At 59.6% G+C, this 21,304-nt stretch carries 26 protein-coding genes; 17 read left to right on the forward strand and 9 right to left on the reverse strand.

The genetic code is table 11. The features are described from left to right. The 9 genes from ACIOVB_RS20240 to ACIOVB_RS20280 all read left to right on the forward strand — a co-directional run. The coding region (locus ACIOVB_RS20240; RefSeq protein WP_401270747.1) for an NAD(P) transhydrogenase subunit alpha at window positions 1-1,031 on the forward strand (1,031 nt) is incomplete at its 5' end. A gap of 15 nt (window positions 1,032-1,046) precedes the next feature. Next, the gene (locus ACIOVB_RS20245) at window positions 1,047-1,367 is read left to right on the forward strand and encodes an NAD(P) transhydrogenase subunit alpha (protein WP_003187417.1); all 321 of its coding nucleotides are present in this window, start codon (window positions 1,047-1,049) and stop codon (window positions 1,365-1,367) included. Continuing rightward, window positions 1,367-2,800, forward strand: coding sequence for an NAD(P)(+) transhydrogenase (Re/Si-specific) subunit beta (locus tag ACIOVB_RS20250; RefSeq protein ID WP_187680757.1), 1,434 nt, complete (start codon window positions 1,367-1,369; stop codon window positions 2,798-2,800). Before ACIOVB_RS20245 ends, ACIOVB_RS20250 begins: the two co-directional genes overlap by 1 nt. A 214-nt stretch (window positions 2,801-3,014) precedes the next feature. Next, window positions 3,015-4,508 carry an acetyl-CoA hydrolase/transferase family protein gene (locus ACIOVB_RS20255; RefSeq protein WP_187680756.1) on the forward strand — a complete coding sequence of 498 codons (1,494 nt, stop codon included), beginning with the start codon at window positions 3,015-3,017 and terminating at the stop codon, window positions 4,506-4,508. 321 nt (window positions 4,509-4,829) lie between these two features. Continuing rightward, window positions 4,830-5,045, forward strand: a complete 216-nt coding sequence (locus ACIOVB_RS20260; RefSeq protein ID WP_007911656.1) for a DUF1127 domain-containing protein — start codon at window positions 4,830-4,832, stop codon at window positions 5,043-5,045. A 328-nt stretch (window positions 5,046-5,373) separates the two neighbouring features. Continuing rightward, the gene (locus tag ACIOVB_RS20265; protein ID WP_007911658.1) at window positions 5,374-5,691 is read left to right on the forward strand and encodes a DUF2388 domain-containing protein; all 318 of its coding nucleotides are present in this window, start codon (window positions 5,374-5,376) and stop codon (window positions 5,689-5,691) included. A 107-nt stretch (window positions 5,692-5,798) separates the two neighbouring features. Then, a complete protein-coding gene (locus ACIOVB_RS20270; protein WP_187680755.1) occupies window positions 5,799-6,107 on the forward strand; it encodes a DUF2388 domain-containing protein in 309 nt (102 codons plus the stop codon). Between the two features lie 27 nt (window positions 6,108-6,134). Beyond that, window positions 6,135-6,455, forward strand: coding sequence for a DUF2388 domain-containing protein (locus tag ACIOVB_RS20275; RefSeq protein ID WP_034152281.1), 321 nt, complete (start codon window positions 6,135-6,137; stop codon window positions 6,453-6,455). Continuing rightward, window positions 6,452-8,413 carry a DUF4105 domain-containing protein gene (locus ACIOVB_RS20280; RefSeq protein WP_401270752.1) on the forward strand — a complete coding sequence of 654 codons (1,962 nt, stop codon included), beginning with the start codon at window positions 6,452-6,454 and terminating at the stop codon, window positions 8,411-8,413. Before ACIOVB_RS20275 ends, ACIOVB_RS20280 begins: the two co-directional genes overlap by 4 nt. Window positions 8,414-8,584: 171 nt before the next feature. Here the strand turns inward: ACIOVB_RS20280 and ACIOVB_RS20285 are convergent, their stop codons facing one another. The 3 genes from ACIOVB_RS20285 to trpB form a co-directional block, all read right to left on the reverse strand. Then, window positions 8,585-9,040 carry an anti-virulence regulator CigR family protein gene (locus ACIOVB_RS20285; RefSeq protein ID WP_401270755.1) on the reverse strand — a complete coding sequence of 152 codons (456 nt, stop codon included), beginning with the start codon at window positions 9,038-9,040 and terminating at the stop codon, window positions 8,585-8,587. A gap of 122 nt (window positions 9,041-9,162) precedes the next feature. Continuing rightward, a complete protein-coding gene (gene trpA, locus ACIOVB_RS20290) occupies window positions 9,163-9,975 on the reverse strand; it encodes a tryptophan synthase subunit alpha (protein ID WP_187680752.1) in 813 nt (270 codons plus the stop codon). Then, the gene (trpB, locus tag ACIOVB_RS20295; RefSeq protein WP_187680751.1) at window positions 9,975-11,207 is read right to left on the reverse strand and encodes a tryptophan synthase subunit beta; all 1,233 of its coding nucleotides are present in this window, start codon (window positions 11,205-11,207) and stop codon (window positions 9,975-9,977) included. The genes trpA and trpB overlap by 1 nt, the downstream gene beginning before the upstream one ends. Window positions 11,208-11,320: 113 nt before the next feature. Here trpB and ACIOVB_RS20300 point away from each other — a divergent pair, with 113 nt between their 5' ends. Beyond that, complete coding sequence (locus ACIOVB_RS20300; RefSeq protein ID WP_401270760.1) at window positions 11,321-12,238, forward strand: LysR family transcriptional regulator; 918 nt, start codon at window positions 11,321-11,323, stop codon at window positions 12,236-12,238. Here ACIOVB_RS20300 and ACIOVB_RS20305 read toward each other — a convergent pair. Next, complete coding sequence (locus ACIOVB_RS20305) at window positions 12,211-12,537, reverse strand: YqjD family protein (RefSeq protein ID WP_042556998.1); 327 nt, start codon at window positions 12,535-12,537, stop codon at window positions 12,211-12,213. The genes ACIOVB_RS20300 and ACIOVB_RS20305 overlap by 28 nt on opposite strands. Before the next feature lie 156 nt (window positions 12,538-12,693). Between ACIOVB_RS20305 and ACIOVB_RS20310 the strand changes: the two genes are divergently transcribed. After that, window positions 12,694-12,909, forward strand: coding sequence for a dodecin (locus ACIOVB_RS20310; RefSeq protein WP_003187305.1), 216 nt, complete (start codon window positions 12,694-12,696; stop codon window positions 12,907-12,909). Between the two features lie 128 nt (window positions 12,910-13,037). Then, on the forward strand, window positions 13,038-13,262 hold the full coding sequence (locus ACIOVB_RS20315; RefSeq protein ID WP_401270763.1) for a DUF1161 domain-containing protein: 225 nt from the start codon (window positions 13,038-13,040) through the stop codon (window positions 13,260-13,262). 78 nt (window positions 13,263-13,340) lie between these two features. Here the strand turns inward: ACIOVB_RS20315 and ACIOVB_RS20320 are convergent, their stop codons facing one another. Continuing rightward, window positions 13,341-14,342: an LLM class flavin-dependent oxidoreductase gene (locus tag ACIOVB_RS20320; protein ID WP_187680748.1), complete on the reverse strand. Its 1,002-nt coding sequence runs from the start codon at window positions 14,340-14,342 to the stop codon at window positions 13,341-13,343. A gap of 241 nt (window positions 14,343-14,583) precedes the next feature. Here ACIOVB_RS20320 and ACIOVB_RS20325 point away from each other — a divergent pair, with 241 nt between their 5' ends. Together ACIOVB_RS20325 and ACIOVB_RS20330 are read left to right on the forward strand one after the other, a co-directional pair. Next, window positions 14,584-15,015, forward strand: a complete 432-nt coding sequence (locus ACIOVB_RS20325) for an OsmC family protein (protein WP_401270766.1) — start codon at window positions 14,584-14,586, stop codon at window positions 15,013-15,015. A gap of 260 nt (window positions 15,016-15,275) precedes the next feature. After that, window positions 15,276-15,515, forward strand: a complete 240-nt coding sequence (locus ACIOVB_RS20330) for a DUF1161 domain-containing protein (protein ID WP_123536991.1) — start codon at window positions 15,276-15,278, stop codon at window positions 15,513-15,515. A 6-nt stretch (window positions 15,516-15,521) separates the two neighbouring features. Here ACIOVB_RS20330 and ACIOVB_RS20335 read toward each other — a convergent pair whose 3' ends face one another. Both ACIOVB_RS20335 and ACIOVB_RS20340 read right to left on the reverse strand, forming a co-directional pair. Continuing rightward, window positions 15,522-15,941 carry a hypothetical protein gene (locus ACIOVB_RS20335; RefSeq protein ID WP_401270768.1) on the reverse strand — a complete coding sequence of 140 codons (420 nt, stop codon included), beginning with the start codon at window positions 15,939-15,941 and terminating at the stop codon, window positions 15,522-15,524. Between the two features lie 40 nt (window positions 15,942-15,981). Continuing rightward, window positions 15,982-16,404, reverse strand: a complete 423-nt coding sequence (locus tag ACIOVB_RS20340) for a hypothetical protein (protein ID WP_401270771.1) — start codon at window positions 16,402-16,404, stop codon at window positions 15,982-15,984. Between the two features lie 58 nt (window positions 16,405-16,462). On the opposite strand from ACIOVB_RS20340, the gene ACIOVB_RS20345 reads away from it, so the two are divergent. Next, on the forward strand, window positions 16,463-17,539 hold the full coding sequence (locus tag ACIOVB_RS20345) for an aminopeptidase (RefSeq protein WP_401270774.1): 1,077 nt from the start codon (window positions 16,463-16,465) through the stop codon (window positions 17,537-17,539). Window positions 17,540-17,594: 55 nt separating this feature from the next. Here ACIOVB_RS20345 and ACIOVB_RS20350 read toward each other — a convergent pair whose 3' ends face one another. Beyond that, a complete protein-coding gene (locus ACIOVB_RS20350) occupies window positions 17,595-18,245 on the reverse strand; it encodes an HAD family hydrolase (protein ID WP_401270776.1) in 651 nt (216 codons plus the stop codon). 28 nt (window positions 18,246-18,273) lie between these two features. Further along, window positions 18,274-18,819: a gamma carbonic anhydrase family protein gene (locus ACIOVB_RS20355; RefSeq protein WP_187680741.1), complete on the reverse strand. Its 546-nt coding sequence runs from the start codon at window positions 18,817-18,819 to the stop codon at window positions 18,274-18,276. A gap of 62 nt (window positions 18,820-18,881) precedes the next feature. Between ACIOVB_RS20355 and prlC the strand changes: the two genes are divergently transcribed. Further along, complete coding sequence (prlC, locus tag ACIOVB_RS20360; protein ID WP_401270778.1) at window positions 18,882-20,960, forward strand: oligopeptidase A; 2,079 nt, start codon at window positions 18,882-18,884, stop codon at window positions 20,958-20,960. Continuing rightward, window positions 20,957-21,244: a YheV family putative zinc ribbon protein gene (locus ACIOVB_RS20365; protein ID WP_401270780.1), complete on the forward strand. Its 288-nt coding sequence runs from the start codon at window positions 20,957-20,959 to the stop codon at window positions 21,242-21,244. Before prlC ends, ACIOVB_RS20365 begins: the two co-directional genes overlap by 4 nt. The last annotated feature ends 60 nt before the right edge of the window (window positions 21,245-21,304 follow it).

Below are 21,304 nucleotides of genomic sequence, written 5' to 3' on the forward strand. Positions count from 1 at the left end.
ATAAGGTCACTGTGCAAACCGGCGCCGGCGTTAAAGCCAGTGTTGTCGACAGTGCCTATGAAGCGGCAGGCGCAACCATTGGCAGTGCCAACGATGCGTTTGGCGCCGAGCTGATTCTCAAAGTGGTCGCCCCAAGCGACGCCGAACTGACGCTGATCAAGCGCGGCACGGTGCTGGTTGGCATGCTCAACCCGTTCAACAACGAAACCATAGCCAAAATGGCCGAGTGCGGGATTACCGCGTTCGCCCTGGAAGCGGCGCCGCGTACCTCTCGGGCGCAGAGTCTCGATGTGTTGTCTTCCCAGGCGAACATTGCCGGTTACAAGGCTGTGTTGCTGGCCGCTCACTACTATCCACGCTTCATGCCGATGCTGATGACTGCTGCGGGCACTGTGAAAGCGGCGCGCGTGCTGATTCTCGGTGCCGGTGTGGCCGGGTTGCAGGCGATTGCCACGGCGAAACGTCTGGGTGCGGTGATCGAAGCGTCTGACGTGCGTCCGGCGGTGAAGGAGCAGATCGAATCCCTCGGCGCCAAGTTTGTCGACGTGCCTTACGAGACCGATGAAGAGCGCGAATGCGCGGTCGGTGTCGGCGGCTATGCGCGGCCGATGCCAGCGAGCTGGATGCAGCGTCAGGCCCAGGCCGTACATGAACGCGCCAAGCAGGCCGACATTGTCATCACCACTGCACTGATTCCGGGCCGCAAGGCGCCGACGCTGTTGAGCGCGGAGACAGTGGCGCAGATGAAACCGGGTTCGGTGGTCATCGACCTCGCCGCCGCGCAGGGCGGCAACTGCCCGCTGACCGTGGCCGATCAGGTGGTGATCGAGAATGGCGTAACCATTTGCGGCCCGACCAATCTCGCCGGTGAAGTCGCCGCAGACGCTTCGGCGCTGTACGCGCGCAACCTGCTGGACTTCCTGAAGCTGGTCTTCACTAAAGAAGGCCAGTTCGACGTCAACCTCGAAGACGACATCGTCGCCGCGTGCCTGATGTGCCGCGACGGCCAAGTCATCCGCAAAAACGCCTAAGCAGGGATTCAGACGATGGAAGAGCTTATCTCCCCCGGTATCTACAACCTGATCATCTTCGTGCTGGCGATTTATGTCGGTTATCACGTGGTCTGGAACGTTACGCCTGCGCTGCACACGCCTTTGATGGCGGTGACCAACGCCATTTCCGCGATCGTGATTGTCGGCGCCATGCTGGCCGCCGCACTGACCGTCACGCCGCTGGGCAAAACCATGGGCACGCTGGCCGTGGCACTGGCCGCGGTCAATGTGTTCGGTGGCTTCCTGGTCACTCGCCGCATGCTTGAGATGTTCAAGAAGAAAGCCCCGAAAGTAAAAGAAGAGGCGCCGAAGTAATGAGCATGAATCTCGTCACGACGCTCTACCTGATCGCGTCGATCTGCTTTATCCAGGCCCTCAAAGGCCTGTCGCACCCGACCACTTCGCGGCGCGGCAACCTGTTCGGCATGCTCGGCATGGCGCTGGCCATCCTCACCACCGTCGGCCTCATTTATAAGCTCGGCGCTGAGCTGGCGACTGCAGGTATCGGTTATGTGATCGTCGGCCTGCTGATCGGCGGCACTGCCGGCTCGATCATGGCCAAGCGCGTTGAAATGACCAAGATGCCGGAACTGGTCGCCTTCATGCACAGCATGATCGGCCTTGCGGCTGTGTTCATCGCCATTGCGGCGGTGGTCGAGCCGCAATCGCTGGGCATCGTCAAACAGCTGGGCGACGCTATTCCAGCGGGCAACCGTCTGGAGCTGTTCTTGGGCGCGGCGATTGGTGCAATCACCTTCTCCGGTTCGGTGATCGCTTTCGGCAAGCTGTCGGGCAAGTACAAGTTCCGGCTGTTTCAAGGCGCACCGGTACAGTTCGCCGGTCAGCACAAGCTGAACGCGGTACTGGGCCTGGCCACGCTGGCTCTCGGCTTGACCTTCATGTTCACCGGCAACCTCACCGCGTTCGCGCTGATGCTGGCGCTGGCATTCGTGATGGGCGTGCTGATCATCATCCCTATCGGCGGCGCCGACATGCCGGTGGTGGTATCGATGCTCAACAGCTATTCCGGCTGGGCGGCGGCAGGTATCGGCTTCTCGCTGAACAACTCGATGCTGATCATCGCCGGTTCGCTGGTGGGCTCGAGCGGTGCGATCCTCTCGTACATCATGTGCAAGGCGATGAACCGCTCCTTCTTTAATGTACTGCTCGGCGGTTTCGGCAATACGGTGGACGCTGGCCCGGCCGGCGCGAAAGAAGCGCGTCCGGTGAAGTCCGGTTCGGCTGATGACGCAACCTTCCTGCTGACCAACGCCGACACCGTGATCATCGTGCCAGGCTACGGTCTGGCGGTGGCGCGCGCGCAGCATGCACTGAAAGAGCTGACCGAGAAGCTGACTCACCGTGGCGTGACCGTGAAGTACGCGATCCACCCAGTGGCCGGGCGGATGCCTGGGCACATGAACGTCCTGCTCGCCGAGGCCGAAGTGCCTTACGACCAAGTGTTCGAGATGGAAGACATCAACTCCGAGTTCGGTCAGGCAGACGTGGTGCTGGTGCTCGGCGCGAACGACGTGGTCAACCCGGCCGCGAAGAACGATCCGAAGTCACCGATTGCCGGCATGCCGATTCTCGAAGCATTCAAGGCCAAGACTATCATCGTCAACAAGCGCTCGATGGCCAGCGGCTATGCCGGTCTGGACAACGAACTGTTCTATCTTGACAAGACCATGATGGTTTTCGGCGACGCGAAAAAAGTCATCGAAGACATGGTCAAAGCGGTCGAGTAACTCTGCACTGCAACATCGAACGCCCCGACTTGTCGGGGCGTTTTTGTTTGCGCAAAGCGTCGGACAATATGCCGCGTTGTTGCAGATCCGGTAACGATGTTTTACTTGAAACCCGCTAAATAGACGCCTCTTTTGCGACCTTGGTAGCGGGACAGGCGCCCGTCAAATTCACTAGACTGCGCATCCTGCTACTCGCTACCCGAGAAAATAATCCATGTACCGTGACCGTATTCGCCTGCCTTCGTTGTTGGATAAAGTGATGAGCGCCGCCGACGCCGCCGCACTGATCGAAGATGGCATGACCGTCGGCATGAGCGGCTTCACCCGCGCCGGCGAAGCCAAAGCCGTCCCTCATGCACTGGCTGAGCGAGCCAAGGTCACGCCGCTGAAAATCAGCCTGATGACTGGCGCGAGTCTGGGCAACGACCTCGACAAGCAATTGACCGAGGCAGGCGTCCTGTCGCGCCGTATGCCGTTCCAGGTCGATAGCACCTTGCGCAAGGCGATCAACGCCGGCCAAGTCATGTTCATTGACCAGCACCTTTCGGAAACCGTCGAGCAACTGCGCAACCAGCAACTGAAGCTGCCGGACATCGCGGTGATTGAAGCCGTGGCCATCACCGAACAGGGCCACATCGTGCCGACCACCTCCGTGGGCAACTCGGCGAGCTTCGCGATTTTCGCCAAGCAGGTGATCGTCGAGATCAACCTGGCGCACAACGCCAACCTCGAAGGCCTGCATGACATCTATATCCCGACCTATCGTCCGACGCGCACGCCGATCCCGCTGGTAAAAGTCGACGACCGTATTGGCAGCACCGCGATCCCGATCCCGCCGGAGAAGATCGTCGCCATTGTCATCACCCAGCAAGCGGATTCGCCGTCGACCGTGTCGTCGCCGGATGTCGACACCAACGCCATCGCCGACCACTTGATCACCTTCTTCAAGCAGGAAGTCGATGCCGGGCGCATGACCAACAAACTCGGGCCGTTGCAGGCCGGGATCGGCAACATCGCCAACGCGGTGATGTGCGGCCTGATCGACTCGCCGTTCGAAGACCTGACCATGTACTCCGAAGTGCTGCAGGATTCGACGTTCGACCTGATCGACGCCGGCAAGCTGAGCTTCGCCTCGGGCAGTTCGATCACCTTGTCGGAACGTCGCAACAGCGACGTGTTCGGCAATCTGGAGAAGTACAAGGACAAACTGGTTCTACGCCCACAGGAGATTTCCAACCATCCGGAAGTGGTGCGGCGCCTGGGCATCATCGGGATCAACACGGCGCTGGAGTTCGACATCTACGGCAACGTCAACTCCACCCACGTCTGCGGCACACGGATGATGAACGGCATCGGCGGCTCCGGCGACTTCGCGCGCAACGCGCATCTGGCGGTGTTCGTGACCAAGTCGATTGCCAAGGGTGGCGCGATTTCCAGCGTGGTGCCGATGGTCAGCCACGTTGACCACACCGAGCATGACGTCGACATTTTGGTGACCGAAGTGGGTCTGGCAGATCTGCGCGGCCTGGCACCTCGGGAGCGTGCGCGGGTGATCATCGACAATTGTGTGCACCCTGATTATCGCCAGGCGTTGAATGATTACTTCACTGCGGCCTGTGCAATCGGCGGTCACACCCCGCACATCCTGCGCGAAGCGTTGAGCTGGCATATCAACCTGGAAGAAACCGGGCGCATGCTGAAGGTGTAATTCGCACAGATATTCCACTGGCGCAAACACAGCTTGCGTCAGTGGGATTCTAAAAACCCCAGACCTGCCAAAAACTGTACTGCTGTACCGGTCTATTCCTAAGGCTATTCCCTACAAACTCTTCGAAATCAGGTTAAAACGCACCACTTAAGTGCGGACAGGTACAGTTTGCTCGATTTTGACCCATACACCCCCTATAAACAGTTAACTGGTCACTCACAATACAGTTGAACTGTATCTAGAGAGACTGGCCAAACGAGAGGATCATGGGCACCAGTCAAACCACTACCTGATCCCGCCACAAGCGGAAGGATGTCAACCATGGAACGTACACTCAGTTCCGAACTGTTCTTCGAAGACAAAGCTGTAAACACCCAGGCTTCCCTGCCTCTGCGCGTTATCGCCAACCTGATGTTGTGGCAGCGCCGCATCTCCAGCCGCCACCAACTGGCTCGTCTGGATTCGCGTCTGCTGGCTGACGCCGGTATCAGCGAAGCACAACGCTACGAAGAGCTGAGCAAGCCGTTCTGGCGCTAAGTAGCGTCGCTGGCTCTGGTCGTTAGACCCACCGCCAGCAACCCGAATTGAACAAACAGAACCCGTCGCGGGAAACCGCGACGGGTTTTGTCGTTTCAGCGCCGTGAAAACCCAAACAAGTACAGTTAGATAAAAACTAAAATACACCAGCACAATTTAAAGGCGCCACTCAAGGCTGTCCGTGAACACGTCATTCGTCACAACGCTTTCCTCGCTCGCACCACCAAGCCTAATATCAACGTAGAACGTGGCGAATGCTGTGCAACTGGCGTCTGACTCCCAGATACCGAGCCACCTCTCTATACGGTTTATCCACAGGAGTTACACCATGTCCCGTCTTCGTCTGCTCAGCGCTGCCGCCCTGCTGGCCGTGGCTGCCAACGCCAGCGCCACCAGTTTCATCGTGACTACCGATGCTGTCGTCGGTGCCCTGAAGTCCTCGTCCGATGCCACTTCCGACGTCACTTCGTCCTTCCGTGACGACAAAATCGTGCTCGCTGCCCGTGACGACGCTGCCAGCTTCGTGGCCAGCGAAGGCGAAATCCGTGGCGTGAAGCTGGAAAGCGCGCTGGATCACATCCGTCATCAGGCGCCACAACTGCAAGCAACCGACGCACAGTTGGCTCAAGCCATTCTGACGATCTAAGCGATTGCGGTATCGCGGGACACGCCGGTCGTGTCCCGATGTTTCGGCGCTGGCTCTAGAACAGGCATTGCGCTAGCCTTGCGGCTCGCCAACCGTTACCGAGTCCCATGCGTTTTCTTCAAAATCTGCTTTTCCCATCTGTATTGTTAACAGCCTGCTGGACGACGTCGGTCGATGCCTTCGATATGTCGACACAGAACACCGTCGTCAGCGTTTGGGCGACCGGCATGGTGTCTTCCGCACCTTTCGACCGTAAACTGCTGCTCGCCGCTCACGATGATGCGGCAGTGTTTGTTGCCAGTGACGGAGAACTGCGAGGCGCTCGACTGGAATCCGCACTGCACTACCTGCGCAAAACCCGGCCGAAACTTCATGTAAGCGACCTTGAACTGGCGCAAGCAATTCTCGTCCAATAGCTATCTTTGTCCTTCCGGAGTCGTTCCATGCGTAGCCCGCTGATTGCTGCCGCCCTTGGCCTGTTTTTGTTGGCCGACGTGGCCCAGGCGCACACCCTGGTAGCCACCAGTAACATCATCGTTCGTGCCTCCCAGCGCACTATCGATTTCACATCCGATACCACCACATCGATTCGCGACTCGAAAATCATCCGCGAAGCCCACGACGACGCCGCCAGTTTCGTTGCCAGCAACGGTGATATCCGTGGTGCGCACCTGGAAGCCGCGCTCAACACCTTGCGTACACGCGTGCCAGAAGCGCGTGACGCCAGTGATCAGGTACTCGCCGAAGCCATCCTCGCACTGTGAAGTCACTCGGCGCCTGGCTACTGGCCGGGGCGTTGTTGCTGCTTGGCAACAACGCCTACGCCGGCCTGCAATTACGGCTCAAGACCGACGGTCTGACGCCCGCCCAACAACAGGCCAGTCAGGCGCTGATCGATGAAGCCATGCAGGCACTGCCGCCGAGCTTCATCGAGCGGCTGGATCGGCGCATCGATGTCGGCTGGACCGACGACATGCCCGGCAATGCCTATGGCCAGGCCACGCTGGTCGCCGAACTTGATCTGAACCGCAAACTGCTCGCCAGTCTCACCGATGGCAGCGCGGCCAAAGAAAAAACCAATCGCCCCCACGGCACTGTGCGTCAGGAACTGCTCGCCACGGTGCTGCACGAAATCACCCACATTTATGACCGCGCGCGTTTGTGGCCGAGTGCCGAACGCACGCTGATCCAGCGTTGCACCCGGCGCTTCAACAGCGCCGGGCTGATCGGCATTCCCGATGAGTGCCGTGGCCAGAACGGTCGCCGCTTCACTCTTAGCGACGACCCGCGCCTGCTCGACCTTGCCGGTTGGCAGCAATACGTCGGCCGTCGCGGCGAACGCGAGCAACATAATCGGCAGATCGCTCGCAGCCCGGATCTTTACGAGATCTCCAGCCCGAAAGAGTTTGTCGCGGTCAACATGGAGTATTTCCTCCTCGACCCGAGCTACGCCTGCCGCCGCCCGGCGTTGTATCGCTATTACCAGGAACACTTCGGCTGGGCACCACCGGCCCCGAATTCCTGCGCCAAGACCTTTGCGTTTCTGAACGCCGGCAACGACTTCGCCAAGCAACCCTTGGGGCAAGTCGACCCGGAGCGTGTCTACGCCGTCGATTACTTACTGGCCGAGGCCAATCAGAACTGGGTCAGCCGTTGGGGCCACAGCATGTTACGTCTGGTGATCTGCGCGCCCGGTCGGCCACGTGGCCCGGATTGCCGGCTCGATCTGGATCAACATCTGGTGCTGTCGTATCGCGCCTTTGTTGGCGATGTGCAGCTGTCGAGTTGGGACGGACTGGTCGGCAAATACCCATCACGACTGTTCGTCCTGCCACTGGCGCAGGTCATCGACGAATACACCAAGACCGAACTGCGCAGCCTCGCCTCGGTGCCGTTGAACCTGTCACGCAGCGAGATCGAAGGCGTGGTCGAACACGCCGCCGAGATGCACTGGAGCTACGACGGCAATTACTTCTTCCTGTCCAACAACTGCGCGGTGGAAGGCCTGAAACTGTTGCGCAGCGGCAGCAACAACGCGCAGCTCACCGGCCTGGACAGCATCATGCCCAACGGATTGCTGGAAGTGCTCAAGGGCCGGGGGCTGGCCGATACCAGCGTGCTGGATGATCCGAAAGAAGCGCTGCGTCTGGGTTATCGCTTCGATTCGTTCCGCGATCGCTATCAGGCGATGTTCGACGTATTGAAGAAGCAATTGCCGATCAAACAGAACACTGTTGAAGAATGGCTTTCGTTGACCGCCGAACAACGCCGTGAATGGTTCGACCGTGCCGACCTGCGCACGAGCGCTGCACTGTTGCTGCTCGAGCAAGCGAGTTATCGCCGACAGTTGCTGCTGGCACAGGATGAGGTCAAGCAGCGTTACCTCGGTGCGCGCGAACTGGAGAACGGCGGGATGGACAAGGCCAACGCGACCTTGCAGGAAATCCTCGCCAACAGCGGCTTCCTCAGTCGTCCAGCTGAACTGCTTGATTCCAAGGGTTACGGTCTGCCGCAACCGAGCGAATTCAGCCGACTGGAAGCGGAAAGCAGCCAACGGCAGAAAAAGCTGTTGGCACTATCCGGCGATCTGGACACGGAGGTGCGCAAGCTGCTGGAGCCCAAGCGCGCTGCCGAGATTGCCGCCAGTGAGACCAACGTGAAACAGATTGGCGAGCATTTGCGCAAACTGCACAAAGCCTCCGGTGGACTGGAACTGCCCTGATACAAGGGTGGGCCCCAAATCCTTGTGGTGAGGGGATTTATCCCCGACCGGCTGCGCAGCAGTCGCTATCCCGGCGAGCGGGTTATGTCTGAATAGCCGCGCTTGCAGGGTTTGGGACTGCTACGCAGCCCATCGGGGATAAATCCCCTCGCCACAGGTGATCTCTTCAGATCAGTACAAAACCCCATCCAGGATTTCATAAACGATCCCGGTGCCCACCGCGATCAGCACGATATCACCGCCAGCCCGGCGCCATTCATAGCCCGGATAGACCGGCAAACGACCTAACGCACGACCATCCAGACGCTCGCCGTAATAGCCGTGCGGCAACGGCCGGCCACGCTCCAGATGGATGCCCGGCGGTGGCGGTGCTCCGCGCACGAAGTAGCCGTGATTGTCGCGGATGGTCTGGCGCACCGGGCCGAAGTCGCGCGGTGGCGGACCACCACGGTGGTCGCTCTGCGGGCCACGGTGACCGTCCCCGCGATTGTCCCCGCGGTTATCGTAGTGACCCTGTTGTGAGCCGCCGCGGTCATGATCATCGCGCTGATCGGCACTGGCCAGCAGCGGAGTCGCGCTGATCATCAGCACCCCCAATCCGGCAACCAGACGTTTCGGCATTTTCATTCGGTCTTTCCTCACTGCACTGACAGCAAAAAGGGCTTCAGAACGTAGTCCTGAAGCCCTCGATCTTGCTCATTTAGTCTGTGCCGCGAGGTGCTAATTCCTCTGTATCAGGAACTTTACCTTCAGCTGACGCGGGCCTTACGCACGCCTTCGGACAAGGCTGAGCAAAGGCTCAACACACCGTCGATGGCCTGATCCGGCGTGGTCGCGTTGGCGATGTGATCGATCAGAGCCGACCCCACCACCACACCGTCGGCCAAGCGTGCGATGGACGCCGCTTGCTCGGGTGTACGGATACCAAAACCGATGCTGATCGGCAGATCGGTATGACGGCGCAGGCGAGTAACCGCTTCTTCGACGTGCTCCAGGGTCGCAGCACCTGCACCGGTCACACCGGCCACTGATACGTAGTAAACAAAACCGGAACTGCCGTTGAGCACCTTCGGCAGACGTGCGTCGTCGGTGGTCGGCGTGGTCAGGCGAATGAAATCCAGACCGGCAGCCTGGGCCGGGTCGCACAGTTCTTCGTTGTGCTCTGGCGGCATGTCGACCACGATCAGGCCATCAACGCCGGCCTCTTTCGCGTCGGCAATAAAGCTCGGCACGCCATACATGTGGATCGGGTTGAAGTAGCCCATCAGCACCAGCGGGGTATCGCTGTTGTCTTCACGGAATTCGCGAACCATTTGCAGGGTTTTCGCCAGGTTCTGCTTGGCGCCCAGCGCACGGATGTTCGCCAGTTGAATCGCCGGGCCGTCGGCCATCGGGTCGGTGAACGGCATGCCCAGTTCGATCACGTCGGCACCGGCTTTCGGCAAGCCCTTGAGGATCGCCAGCGAAGTGTCGTAGTCCGGATCACCGGCAGTGACGAAGGTCACCAGCGCGGCACGATTCTGCTCTTTGAGTTCGGCAAAACGGGTTTGCAGGCGGCTCATCAGTGTTTCTCCTGCTTCGACTGTTCCATGTGGTGCATCACGGTCTGCATGTCTTTGTCGCCACGGCCGGAGAGGTTGACCACCATCAGGTGATCCTTCGGCAGTTTCGGTGCGCGTTTGAAAACCTCAGCCAGGGCGTGGGCGCTTTCCAGTGCCGGAATGATCCCTTCCAGGCGGCAGCATTTGTGGAACGCTTCGAGGGCTTCGTCGTCGGTCACCGAGGTGTACTGGACGCGGCCGATGTCATGCAACCAGGCGTGTTCCGGGCCGATGCCCGGGTAGTCGAGACCGGCGGAAATCGAGTGGGCGTCGATGATCTGGCCATCGTCGTCCTGCAAGAGGAAGGTGCGGTTGCCGTGCAATACACCCGGCACGCCGCCGTTGAGGCTGGCCGCGTGCTTGCCGGTTTCGATGCCGTAGCCGGCGGCTTCAACGCCGATGATTTCAACGCTTTTGTCGTCGAGGAACGGGTGGAACAGGCCCATGGCGTTGGAACCACCGCCGATGCACGCCACCAGGCTGTCCGGCAGACGACCTTCCTGAGCTTGCAACTGGTCACGGGTTTCCTTGCCGATCACGGCCTGGAAGTCGCGAACCATTGCCGGATAAGGATGTGGGCCAGCCACGGTGCCGATCAGGTAGAAAGTGCTGTCGACGTTGGTCACCCAGTCACGCAGCGCTTCGTTCATCGCATCTTTCAGGGTGCCGGTGCCGGCAACCACCGGGATCACTTCGGCGCCCAGCAACTTCATGCGGAACACGTTGGCTTGCTGACGCTCGATGTCGGTGGTGCCCATGTAGATCACGCAGTCGAGACCGAAGCGCGCGGCTACGGTGGCGGTCGCCACGCCGTGCATGCCGGCGCCGGTCTCGGCGATGATGCGTTTTTTGCCCATGCGCCGTGCCAGCAGAATCTGGCCGATGCAGTTGTTGATCTTGTGCGCGCCGGTATGGTTCAGCTCTTCGCGCTTGAGGTAGATCTTGGCGCCACCGCAGAATTCGGTCAGGCGCTCGGCGAAGTACAGCGGGCTCGGACGTCCGACATAGTCACGCTGGAAGTAGGCCAATTCTTCTTTGAATGCCGGATCTTCCTGGGCCGTTTCGTATTCCCGGGCCAGATCGAGGATCAACGGCATCAGGGTTTCAGCCACGTAGCGGCCACCGAACGAGCCGAACAGGCCGTTGGCGTCAGGGCCGTTACGCAGATCGGAGTTGTGCGAAGTCTGGGTCATGATTTGCTCCAGGTGAATTCGGTCAAAAGACAATGACGCCTACTCTACCCCTGACCTTCTAGACTGAAAACCGATAAGATCGCCGCAACCTGTCAGGAAAACTCACAGATACCATGAGCCACGACCTTCCCCCGTTGAACGCTTTGCGCGCCTTTGAAGCCACCGCGCGGCTGAACAGCGTCAGTCAGGCTGCCGAGCAGCTGCACGTTACCCACGGTGCAGTGAGTCGCCAGCTCAAAGTGCTGGAAGAACACCTTGGCGTCAGCCTGTTCATCAAGGATGGGCGCGGCTTGAAACTCACAGATGCCGGTGTGCGCTTACGCGATGCCAGCGGCGAAGCGTTCGACCGGTTGCGCAGTGTTTGTGCGGAGCTGACGCAAACCACCGCCAATGCGCCGTTCGTGCTCGGCTGCTCTGGAAGCTTGCTGGCGCGCTGGTTTATTCCGCGATTGGGGCGTTTGAATGCCGATCTGCCGGACTTGCGCCTGCACCTCTCGGCCGGTGAAGGCGATCTTGATCCGAGGCGTCCGGGGCTGGATGCGCTGCTGCTGTTCGCTGAACCGCCATGGCCGGCGGATATGCAGGTGTATGAACTGGCTGCCGAACGCATCGGCCCAGTGCTGAGCCCACTGTTCAGCGGCTATCAACGCCTGCAAACGGCATCTGCCGAGGCCTTGCTCGATGAGCCGCTGCTGCACACGACATCCCGTCCGCAAGCCTGGCCAAGCTGGGCACAGCAAAACCACCTCGACGCAAAAGCGTTGAATCTCGGTCAAGGTTTTGAGCATCTGTATTATCTGTTGGAGGCAGCAGTTGCGGGACTTGGCGTGGCAATCGCGCCGCAGCCGCTGGTTACCGAGGATTTGAAGGCGGGTCGCCTGGTTGCGCCGTGGGGCTTCTGTGAAACCCCGGCGCAACTGGCGTTGTGGCTACCCAAGCGCGCCGCAGATGGGCGCGCCCGGCAACTGGCGCAATGGCTCAAGAATGAGCTGCGCCAGAGCGATCACTCGCCGCGCTTGAACAGCAAGTAAGCCGCGAGCAGACCCAGTGCACCGACCGCCACACCGGCAGTCGTCCATGGATGTTCCTGAGCGTAATCGCGGGTGGCGATCCCGGTCTCACGGGTTTTCACTTTGACTTCTTCATAGGCATCGCTGAGCAGGTGACGCGAATGTTTCAGCGCACTTTCAGCATTGCTTTTCAGCGCCTTGAGGGTTTTGCGCGACTCGTCGGAAGCATCGTCTTTGAGGCCTTCCAACGACTTGAGCAGACTCTCGATCTCCGCTTCCATGCTTTGCAATGAGGCTTTACGTAAAGAGGTGTTGGCCATGGTGGCTCTCCTGCATTGGTGATGAGTGGCGTGTGTTGATTGGGACTTCAGCGGTTTGAGAAAGTGCAGAAAATCTGAACTTCGCCTGCGCAGCAGCGCCGAAATCAACAGAGCAATTCACTGCTAGTCTCAATTCCACACGCCAAGGAGATCGCCATGAGTGACCATCACACGTACAAGAAAGTCGAACTGGTCGGTTCGTCCGCCACCAGCATCGAAGACGCCATCAACAACGCGTTGGCTGAAGCCAACAAGAGCATCAAGCACCTTGAATGGTTTGAAGTGACCGAAACCCGTGGCCACATCAAGGACGGCAAGGCAGCGCACTTTCAAGTGACTTTGAAAGTCGGGTTCCGCATCGCCAGTAGCTGAGTTTGGTCTACGCTTCTGAACTTGCGCGCTGGCCGAGTGCCATAGGAATGGCAAAGCGCTACAGGGTGGGCGCATCGGGTGGATGACCCGATGCCCGCCTCCTTTAATCCGACCAGGGAGTGCAACCGATGAAGAAGTTCATATTGGCAGTAGGTTTGTTGAGCCTTGCGGGTGGTGCGTTTGCTGCCGGCAAGCCTTGTGAAGAGTTGAAAAGCGAGATTGCGGCGAAGCTGGATGCCAAGAGCGTTTCCGGGTATTCGCTGGAGATTGTTGATAAAGGCGCAGCGGCTGGCGACAAGGTTGTTGGCACCTGCGAGGGCGGCACCAAGGAAATCGTCTACAAGCGCGGTTGATAGGGCCTGAAATGCAAAAGCCGACGTGAATGCGTCGGCTTTTTTGTGGCTGATGATTTTTCCAATTCAGGGGTTGAGTCAGCCCTTCATCACCTGCGCCAGCAACTCGTAGGAATGCACGCGATCAGCGTGTTCATACAAATCGCTGGTGAATATCAGCTCATCCGCCTGAGTCTGTTCAACCAGCACCTCCAGCTTGGCGCGGATCTTCTGCGGACTGCCGACCATCGCCAGACCGAGGAAGTCACCTACCGCCTCACGCTCATGGGGCAGCCACAGGCCGTCCATGGTTTTCACGGGCGGACGTTGCACCAGGCTTTGCCCACGCATCAACGCGAGAATGCGCTGGTACACCGAGGTCGCCAGGTAATCCGCTTGTTCATCGGTATCGGCCGCCACCAGCGGCACACCGAGCATCACATATGGCTTGTCCAACACCGCCGACGGCTTGAAATGATTGCGGTAGACGCGAATCGCCTCGTGCATGAAGCGCGGTGCGAAGTGTGAGGCGAAGGCGTAAGGCAAACCGCGTTCACCGGCCAGTTGGGCACTGAACAGGCTGGAACCGAGCAGCCAGATCGGCACATTGGTGCCGGTGCCGGGCATCGCGATTACCCGCTGATCCGGGGTGCGCGGGCCGAGAAAGCGCGCCAGCTCGGCAACGTCCTCGGGGAAATCATCGGCACTGCCGGAACGCTCACGGCGCAGGGCGCGGGCGGTCATTTGATCGGAACCCGGCGCGCGGCCCAGACCTAGATCGATCCGCCCCGGATACAGGCTTTCAAGGGTGCCGAACTGCTCGGCGATCACCAGCGGCGCGTGGTTGGGCAGCATGACTCCGCCGGAGCCGACACGAATCGTCGACGTACCACCGGCCAGATAACCCAGCAGCACCGAAGTCGCGGAACTGGCGATGCCATCCATGTTGTGATGCTCAGCTACCCAGAACCGCGTGTAGCCGAATTTCTCGACATGCTGCGCCAGGTCCAGCGAGTTGCGCAGTGACTGCGCCGGGCTGCCGTTTTCGCGCACTGGCACCAGATCGAGGGTGGAAAATTTAACGTCTGAGAGTTGCTTCATAAACCTGCTTCTCCGAGTGAGGAGGCAGGTTTTTCTTGCGAACGAAAACCTGCCGAATCCATAAGCGTGTTTTGTGCAATGTGGGCATATACCCGAATTTCAATAGCACAGGCGAAATTTCCTACTAAAAAAGTCAACCATTCAGATGAGCTGAACTTTGTTCCGGCGTCTATCCTCAGAAGCCTTGCAAGCAAAAACCACGACGGCGCGGCGTTCCGCACCAGATCTTGAGGAGGCAGACATGGCTATTGTTAAGAAAGCATCCGCACATTGGGCAGGTGATCTGAAAACCGGCATCGGCTCGATCTCCACCGAGACCGGCGTCCTCAGAGAAGCCCCCTACGGCTTCAAGGCCCGCTTCGAGGGCGGCAAAGGCACCAACCCCGAAGAACTGATCGGCGCTGCGCATGCCGGCTGTTTCTCCATGGCGTTTTCGATGATTCTCGGCGATGCAGGCCTGACAGCCGACAGCATCGACACCAACGCCGAAGTCACGCTTGATCAGGTTGACGGTGGTTTCGCCATCACGGCGGTGAAACTCATCCTCAAGGCAAAAATTCCGGGGGCGACTCAGGCGCAGTTTGAAGAACTGAGCAACAAGGCCAAGGAAGGGTGCCCGGTGTCCAAGGTTTTGAATGCCAAGATCACCCTTGAGGCTTCGCTGGTCGGCTGAGTCATCGCTGACCGGGTCTGACGCTATCGCGAGCAGGCTCACTCCTACATTTGATCTCCAGCGGGCACATTGATTGTGAACAACCGAGATTCCCTGTAGGAGTGAGCTTGCTCGCAATAGCCATCTAAGCGTCACCAAAAATCTGAAACCGAAAACACGAGTTGTGAGCGAAGTCAGAACCCGCTCTGGCAAAGTGTGGTCGAATAAGTGACAGCAGCTTCAGCGCACGCCCGTGCGCGCTGCCTCAAGGAGCTACATTGATGAAACGTATTGGCTTGGCGATCCTCTGCAGTGCACTGGCCACATCGGTTCTTGCCGCCCCTAAAGACTGCGAAGAGCTCAGGAAAGAGATCGAAATAAAGATCCAGGCCAAAGCCGTTCCCTCCTACACGCTGGAAATCGTCACCAAGGAAGAAGCCGCAAAACACGACATCGCCATGGTTGTCGGTTCTTGCGAGAACGGCTCCAAAGCAATCGTCTATCAAAAGAACAGCGACTGATACCGCTCAGGGCACACAGTTAACCTGCCGCTCTTCAGCAACGATCTGCCCTTGGCGATTGATCAACCGGGCGCTGGGCGTGAAGGCCAGTGATCGGGCTTCGAGCCGGTAACGTTGCCCGGCTTCGAAATGATCGTAACGCACCCTCATGTAACAGAGCCGTTCCTGAGGGTCGGTATCCATCCCCTGACCACCGCCGAACACCTCGAAGTCAAAACGAACCGTCAGTTCGTGACTGCCCGGAGCGACCTGGAAAAAGCGCCCATCCTGCAGGCGCACATTGTCCAGACGCTCGGCCATCAAAACCTTGCCGCCTGGGGTGGGCATGGCAAAGTCGACCCAGGCCTTCCCCGGATCGGCCGCCGGCATCGGGCTCTGGCAACCGGCAACCACACTTGCAGCGAGCAACAGCGTCAACCTGCGCATGATCAATGTCCTTTGGATTGGACAACCAGCATAACGCCGATCAGGTCTTCTGACAGCCTGCCGGCGTGCCCTGCCCCACGACCTTGCGCTGCTCGTCATACAGCTTGGCCCAAGGCCTGAAACCAATACTGCCGGCCTGCAACTGATAACGCTGGCCAGCGTTGAAATCCTTGAATTTGACGCTCAACTGGCAATCGCGCCATAGCGGCTCGGCATCGGGGCCGATATTGGTCGCGTCAACCGGAAACTGATAACGCACCTTCAGTTCATGGCTGCCCGGCTGCACCTCGAAGTAACGTTTGTCGACAGCAGCCTTGCTGTCGACCTGCAGCGCTTGCAGCGCCGTGTCCTGCTGCCGGGCATCCAGATCGATCCAGGCTTGCGAAGGGTCTGGATCGGGCATTCCGAATCCGGCACAACCGGCCAGCGTCAGCAGGCCTCCTGTCAGCATCAACATGCGCATAGCGAAGCTCCAATGGGCGGGATAGTCTTGCGGGCAGACTTTCCAGGGATTTCTTATTTTGATCAGGCCGCTTCCAAGCCATCGGTTACTTGATCGCGTTTTTCGGATTTTGTTTCCGGGTGTGATGCTTTTGTTGCTCAACGGTTGTTCCAGCGTCAGCTATTACAGCCAGTTGGCCGGTGGTCAGTTGCAATTGCTGGGGGCGCGGGAACCGGTGGCCGAGGTGATCGCCGACCCGAATCGCGATGCGAAACTGCGCACGCGTCTGGCCCAGTCGCAAAAGGCCCGGGCCTTCGCCAGCGAGCACCTGCATCTACCGGATAACCAGAGCTATCGCTTGTACGCCGACATTGGCCGGCCGTTTGTGGTGTGGAACGTATTCGCCACCCAGGAATTTTCCCTGACCCCGCAAAACCATTGCTTCCCGATTGCCGGGTGCGTGGCTTATCGCGGCTACTACAGCCAAAGCGCGGCGCGGGGCGAAGCGGCGATTCAGCGCCTGCAAGGGATGGACGTGTCGATGGGTGGCGTCGAGGCCTATTCGACGCTGGGCTGGTTCAACGATCCGATCCTCAACTCGATGATGGGCTGGGGCGACGAACGCCTGGCCACGCTGATCTTTCATGAATTGGCCCATCAACGCGTCTATGTGAAGGACGACACTGAGTTCAACGAGTCCTTCGCCACGTTTGTCGAGCAGGAAGGCACGCTGCAGTGGCGCGCGTTTCGTGGGTTGCCTCCGGATACCGATTCCAAGCTCAAGCAGCGTGATCAGTTCATCGAGTTGGTGCTGAATACGCGCTCACGCCTGGAAAAACTCTATGCCCAGCCGCTGCCCGTCGAGCAGATGCGTGAGCGCAAAGCGGCAGAGTTCGAGCAGTTTCGCCGGGATTATCGGCTGATGCGCGACGGCCAGTGGGCCGGGGACAAGCGTTATGACGCTTGGGTCAATGCGCCGCTGAACAATGCGCGGCTGTTGCCGTTTGGGCTGTATGACCAATGGGTGCCGGCGTTTGCTGCTTTGTTCAGGCAGGTCGGGGGGGATTGGGTGAGGTTTTATGCCGAGGTCGAGCGGTTAGGGGGGCTCCCTGTCGCGGAGCGCAAAGCGGCATTGAAAGCGCTCGCAGAGCGCTAAGTCCGTCAGTGACCGAACTGGCCTCATCGCTGGCAAGCCAGCGATGGCGTACTGATTAGCGCCGCATAAATGCCTGATGCAACTCGGCCAGCGTTTCAAAGTGGAAGGTAGGCGCTTCGGCATTCAACTCTTCAAAACTGCCAAACCCATACCCCACCGCCGCCGCATCCAGCCCGTTGCTGCGCGCGCCGATCAGGTCATGCTTGCGATCGCCAATCATCAGCGTATTCGCCGGATCCAGCCCTTCCTCGGCCACCAGATGAGCAATCAGTTCAACCTTGTTGGTCCGCGTGCCATCCAGCTCACTGCCGTAAATCACCTTGAAGTGACGGGCAAAATCGAAGTGCCGGGCAATCTCACGGGCAAACACCCACGGCTTGGACGTCGCGATATACAACTGCCGCCCTTGCCCGCTGAGGGTTTCCAGCAACGGCGTAACACCCTCGAACACTTGGTTCTCATACAGACCGGTGACCCTGAAGCGCTCACGATAGAAATTCACCGCCTCCCACGCTTTGGCCTCGTCAAACCCATAAAACTGCATGAACGCCTGCAACAGCGGTGGGCCGATGAAGTGTTCCAGTTTGGTCAGATCCGGCTCGTCGATGCCGAGTTTGCCCAAGGCGAACTGGATGGAACGGGTGATGCCCTCACGCGGGTCAGTCAGGGTGCCATCGAGGTCGAACAGTACGGTCTGGTAATGCATGAGAAATCCTGAGCAGGTGTAAGTCGATTCAGAGCTGGTCGTAGCCTTCGGCCAGGTGCAGGTCCTTGAGCTTCACGTAGTTCGCCGCGCTGTAGGTGAAGAAGGCGTTTTCCTTTTCGGTCAGCGCACGGACCTGTTTCACCGGGCTGCCCACGTACAGAAAACCGCTTTCCAGGCGTTTGCCCGGCGGCACCAGGCTGCCGGCGCCGATGATCACATCGTCCTCGACCACCGCGCCATCCATGACGATGCTGCCCATGCCGATCAGCACGCGACTGCCAACCGTGCAGCCATGGAGCATGACTTTATGGGCGATGGTCACGTCGTCGCCGATCAACAGCGGGAAGCCGTCCGGGTTGAACGGGCCGGCGTGGGTGATGTGCAACACGCAGCCGTCCTGCACGCTGGTACGCGCACCGATGCGGATGCGGTGCATGTCGCCACGAATGACCGTCAGCGGCCAGACGGAGCTGTCTTCGCCGATTTCGACGTCGCCGATCACCACCGCCGAAGCGTCGACAAACGCGCCTTTGCGCAACTGCGGGGTGTGATTCTGGTACTTGCGAAGGGGCACGATTAGTTCTCTCTCTGTCGCCGATAGCTGCGGTGAGTGTCGATTGTAATTAAGATGGGCGCATGTTTCTTCCAGCCAAGGTGCCAACCGTGAGCGTGAACAACCCTCTTCTGCAGTCCTACGACCTGCCGCCGTTCTCCACGATCCGTGCCGAGCACGTGCTGCCAGCGATCGAAACCATCCTCGCCGACAACCGCGCCGCCATCGCCGATATCCTCAAAACCCAACGCCAGAACCCTACCTGGGCCGGCCTGGTGCTGGCGATGGACGAACTCAATGACCGTCTCGGTGCCGCATGGAGCCCAGTGAGCCACCTCAACGCCGTGTGCAACAGCGCCGAACTGCGTGAAGCCTACGAGTCGTGCCTGCCGGCCCTGAGCGCCTACTCCACCGAGATGGGCCAGAACCGCGAACTGTTCCAGGCTTATGAAGCCTTGGCCAACAGCCCGGAAGCCGCCGGTTTCGACGTGGCGCAAAAAACCATTCTGGAACACGCCCTGCGCGATTTCCGCCTGTCGGGTATCGACCTGCCTGAAGCCGATCAGAAGCGCTACGCCGAAGTGCAAAGCAAGCTGTCCGAACTGGGCAGCCGTTTCTCTAACCAACTGCTCGACGCCACCCAGGCCTGGACCAAGCACGTCACCGACGAAGCCGCCCTCGCCGGCCTGACCGATTCGGCCAAGGCGCAAATGGCCGCCGCTGCACAGGCCAAAGGCCTTGATGGTTGGCTGATCAGCCTGGAATTCCCGAGCTACTACGCGGTGATGACCTACGCTCAAGACCGTGCGCTGCGCGAAGAAGTCTACGCCGCCTACTGCACCCGCGCCTCGGATCAAGGCCCGAATGCCGGTCAGAACGACAACAGCCCGGTGATGGAAGAGATCCTCGACCTGCGTCAGGAACTGGCCAAGCTGTTGGGCTTCACCAGTTTCTCCGAGCTGAGCCTGGCGACCAAAATGGCCGAGTCCAGCGATCAGGTGCTGAGCTTCCTGCGTGATCTGGCCAAGCGCAGCAAACCGTTCGCCGCGCAGGACCTGCAACAGCTGCGCGCTTACGCCGCCGAACAGGGCTGCACCGATCTGCAAAGCTGGGACAGCGGTTTCTACGGTGAAAAACTCCGCGAACAACGCTACAGCGTCGCCCAGGAAACCCTGCGCGCCTACTTCCCGATCGACAAAGTGCTGGGCGGTTTGTTCGCCATCGTCCAGCGTCTGTACGGCATCGAAATCGCCGAGCAGAAAGGCTTCGACACCTGGCACCCGGATGTCCGCCTGTTCGAAATCAAGGAAAACGGCCAGCATGTCGGCCGCTTCTTCTTCGACCTGTATGCCCGCGCCAACAAGCGTGGCGGTGCGTGGATGGACGGCGCCCGCGACCGCCGCCGCACTGCCGAAGGCGTGCTGCAAAGTCCGGTGGCCAATCTGGTGTGCAACTTCACCCCGGCCGACAGTGGCAAGCCTGCGCTGCTGACCCACGACGAAGTCACCACCCTGTTCCACGAATTCGGTCATGGCCTGCATCACCTGCTGACCCGCGTTGATCACGTCGGTGTTTCGGGCATCAACGGCGTGGCGTGGGACGCGGTCGAGCTGCCGAGCCAGTTCATGGAAAACTGGTGCTGGGAGCCGGAAGGTCTGGCGCTGATTTCCGGTCATTACGAAACCGGCGAGCCGCTGCCACAGGATCTTCTGGAAAAAATGCTCGCGGCGAAGAACTTCCAGTCCGGCCTGATGATGGTGCGTCAGCTGGAATTCTCGCTGTTCGACTTCGAACTGCACGCCACACACGGCGATGGCCGCAGCGTGTTGCAGGTGCTCGAAGGCGTGCGAGACGAGGTTTCGGTGATGCGTCCACCGGCCTACAACCGCTTCCCGAACAGCTTCGCGCACATCTTTGCCGGCGGTTACGCTGCGGGTTACTACAGCTACAAGTGGGCGGAAGTGCTGTCGGCCGATGCGTTTTCGAAGTTCGAAGAGGACGGCGTGCTCAACGCTGAAACCGGTCGCGCGTTCCGCGAAGCGATTCTGGCTCGCGGCGGTTCGCAGGCGCCGATGGTGTTGTTCGTCGACTTCCGTGGTCGCGAGCCGTCGATTGACGCACTCTTGCGCCACAGCGGCCTCAGTGAGGACGCGGCAGCATGAGCGAGGGGCCTGTGATTACCAAAAGACGCTTTATCGCCGGGGCGGTCTGCCCGGCGTGCAGCGAGCCGGACAAGCTGATGATGTGGAACGAGGACACCGTGCCGCACCGCGAATGCGTGGCCTGCGGTTACTCCGACACGCTGAACGAGCAAGGGCTGTCGGTACCGAAAGAGCTGGGCACGCGGGTCAACACCAGCGCGCTCAAGCCACCTCCGGACAAGAAGGTTCAGGCAGTGCAGTTCTTCCCCAACCCCAAGCTTGCGAAAAAGCCTGACCCGCAATAATGAGTCACTGCCACCTTCCGTCGCTAAGCGGTGGAAGGTGGTAACTATCTACCGCCCATC

Source organism: Pseudomonas sp. NPDC087639, assembly GCF_044743385.1.
Taxonomy (GTDB): Bacteria; Pseudomonadota; Gammaproteobacteria; order Pseudomonadales; family Pseudomonadaceae; genus Aquipseudomonas.

Excerpts from the sequence above, each read along its gene's own strand:
- ACIOVB_RS20250 (WP_187680757.1), top strand. The coding sequence starts at position 1,367 with ATGAGCATGAATCTCGTCACGACGCTCTACCTGATCGCGTCGATCTGC.
- ACIOVB_RS20315 (WP_401270763.1), top strand. The coding sequence starts at position 13,038 with ATGAAGAAGTTCATATTGGCAGTAGGTTTGTTGAGCCTTGCGGGTGGT.
- ACIOVB_RS20335 (WP_401270768.1), bottom strand. The coding sequence starts at position 15,941 with ATGCGCAGGTTGACGCTGTTGCTCGCTGCAAGTGTGGTTGCCGGTTGC.
- ACIOVB_RS20260 (WP_007911656.1), top strand. The coding sequence starts at position 4,830 with ATGGAACGTACACTCAGTTCCGAACTGTTCTTCGAAGACAAAGCTGTA.
- ACIOVB_RS20350 (WP_401270776.1), bottom strand. The coding sequence starts at position 18,245 with ATGCATTACCAGACCGTACTGTTCGACCTCGATGGCACCCTGACTGAC.
- trpB (WP_187680751.1), bottom strand. The coding sequence starts at position 11,207 with ATGACCCAGACTTCGCACAACTCCGATCTGCGTAACGGCCCTGACGCC.
- ACIOVB_RS20285 (WP_401270755.1), bottom strand. The coding sequence starts at position 9,040 with ATGAAAATGCCGAAACGTCTGGTTGCCGGATTGGGGGTGCTGATGATC.
- ACIOVB_RS20330 (WP_123536991.1), top strand. The coding sequence starts at position 15,276 with ATGAAACGTATTGGCTTGGCGATCCTCTGCAGTGCACTGGCCACATCG.
- ACIOVB_RS20255 (WP_187680756.1), top strand. The coding sequence starts at position 3,015 with ATGTACCGTGACCGTATTCGCCTGCCTTCGTTGTTGGATAAAGTGATG.
- ACIOVB_RS20245 (WP_003187417.1), top strand. The coding sequence starts at position 1,047 with ATGGAAGAGCTTATCTCCCCCGGTATCTACAACCTGATCATCTTCGTG.
- ACIOVB_RS20270 (WP_187680755.1), top strand. The coding sequence starts at position 5,799 with ATGCGTTTTCTTCAAAATCTGCTTTTCCCATCTGTATTGTTAACAGCC.
- ACIOVB_RS20305 (WP_042556998.1), bottom strand. The coding sequence starts at position 12,537 with ATGGCCAACACCTCTTTACGTAAAGCCTCATTGCAAAGCATGGAAGCG.
- ACIOVB_RS20365 (WP_401270780.1), top strand. The coding sequence starts at position 20,957 with ATGAGCGAGGGGCCTGTGATTACCAAAAGACGCTTTATCGCCGGGGCG.
- ACIOVB_RS20320 (WP_187680748.1), bottom strand. The coding sequence starts at position 14,342 with ATGAAGCAACTCTCAGACGTTAAATTTTCCACCCTCGATCTGGTGCCA.
- trpA (WP_187680752.1), bottom strand. The coding sequence starts at position 9,975 with ATGAGCCGCCTGCAAACCCGTTTTGCCGAACTCAAAGAGCAGAATCGT.
- ACIOVB_RS20300 (WP_401270760.1), top strand. The coding sequence starts at position 11,321 with ATGAGCCACGACCTTCCCCCGTTGAACGCTTTGCGCGCCTTTGAAGCC.
- ACIOVB_RS20265 (WP_007911658.1), top strand. The coding sequence starts at position 5,374 with ATGTCCCGTCTTCGTCTGCTCAGCGCTGCCGCCCTGCTGGCCGTGGCT.
- ACIOVB_RS20340 (WP_401270771.1), bottom strand. The coding sequence starts at position 16,404 with ATGCGCATGTTGATGCTGACAGGAGGCCTGCTGACGCTGGCCGGTTGT.
- ACIOVB_RS20325 (WP_401270766.1), top strand. The coding sequence starts at position 14,584 with ATGGCTATTGTTAAGAAAGCATCCGCACATTGGGCAGGTGATCTGAAA.
- ACIOVB_RS20310 (WP_003187305.1), top strand. The coding sequence starts at position 12,694 with ATGAGTGACCATCACACGTACAAGAAAGTCGAACTGGTCGGTTCGTCC.
- prlC (WP_401270778.1), top strand. The coding sequence starts at position 18,882 with ATGTTTCTTCCAGCCAAGGTGCCAACCGTGAGCGTGAACAACCCTCTT.
- ACIOVB_RS20275 (WP_034152281.1), top strand. The coding sequence starts at position 6,135 with ATGCGTAGCCCGCTGATTGCTGCCGCCCTTGGCCTGTTTTTGTTGGCC.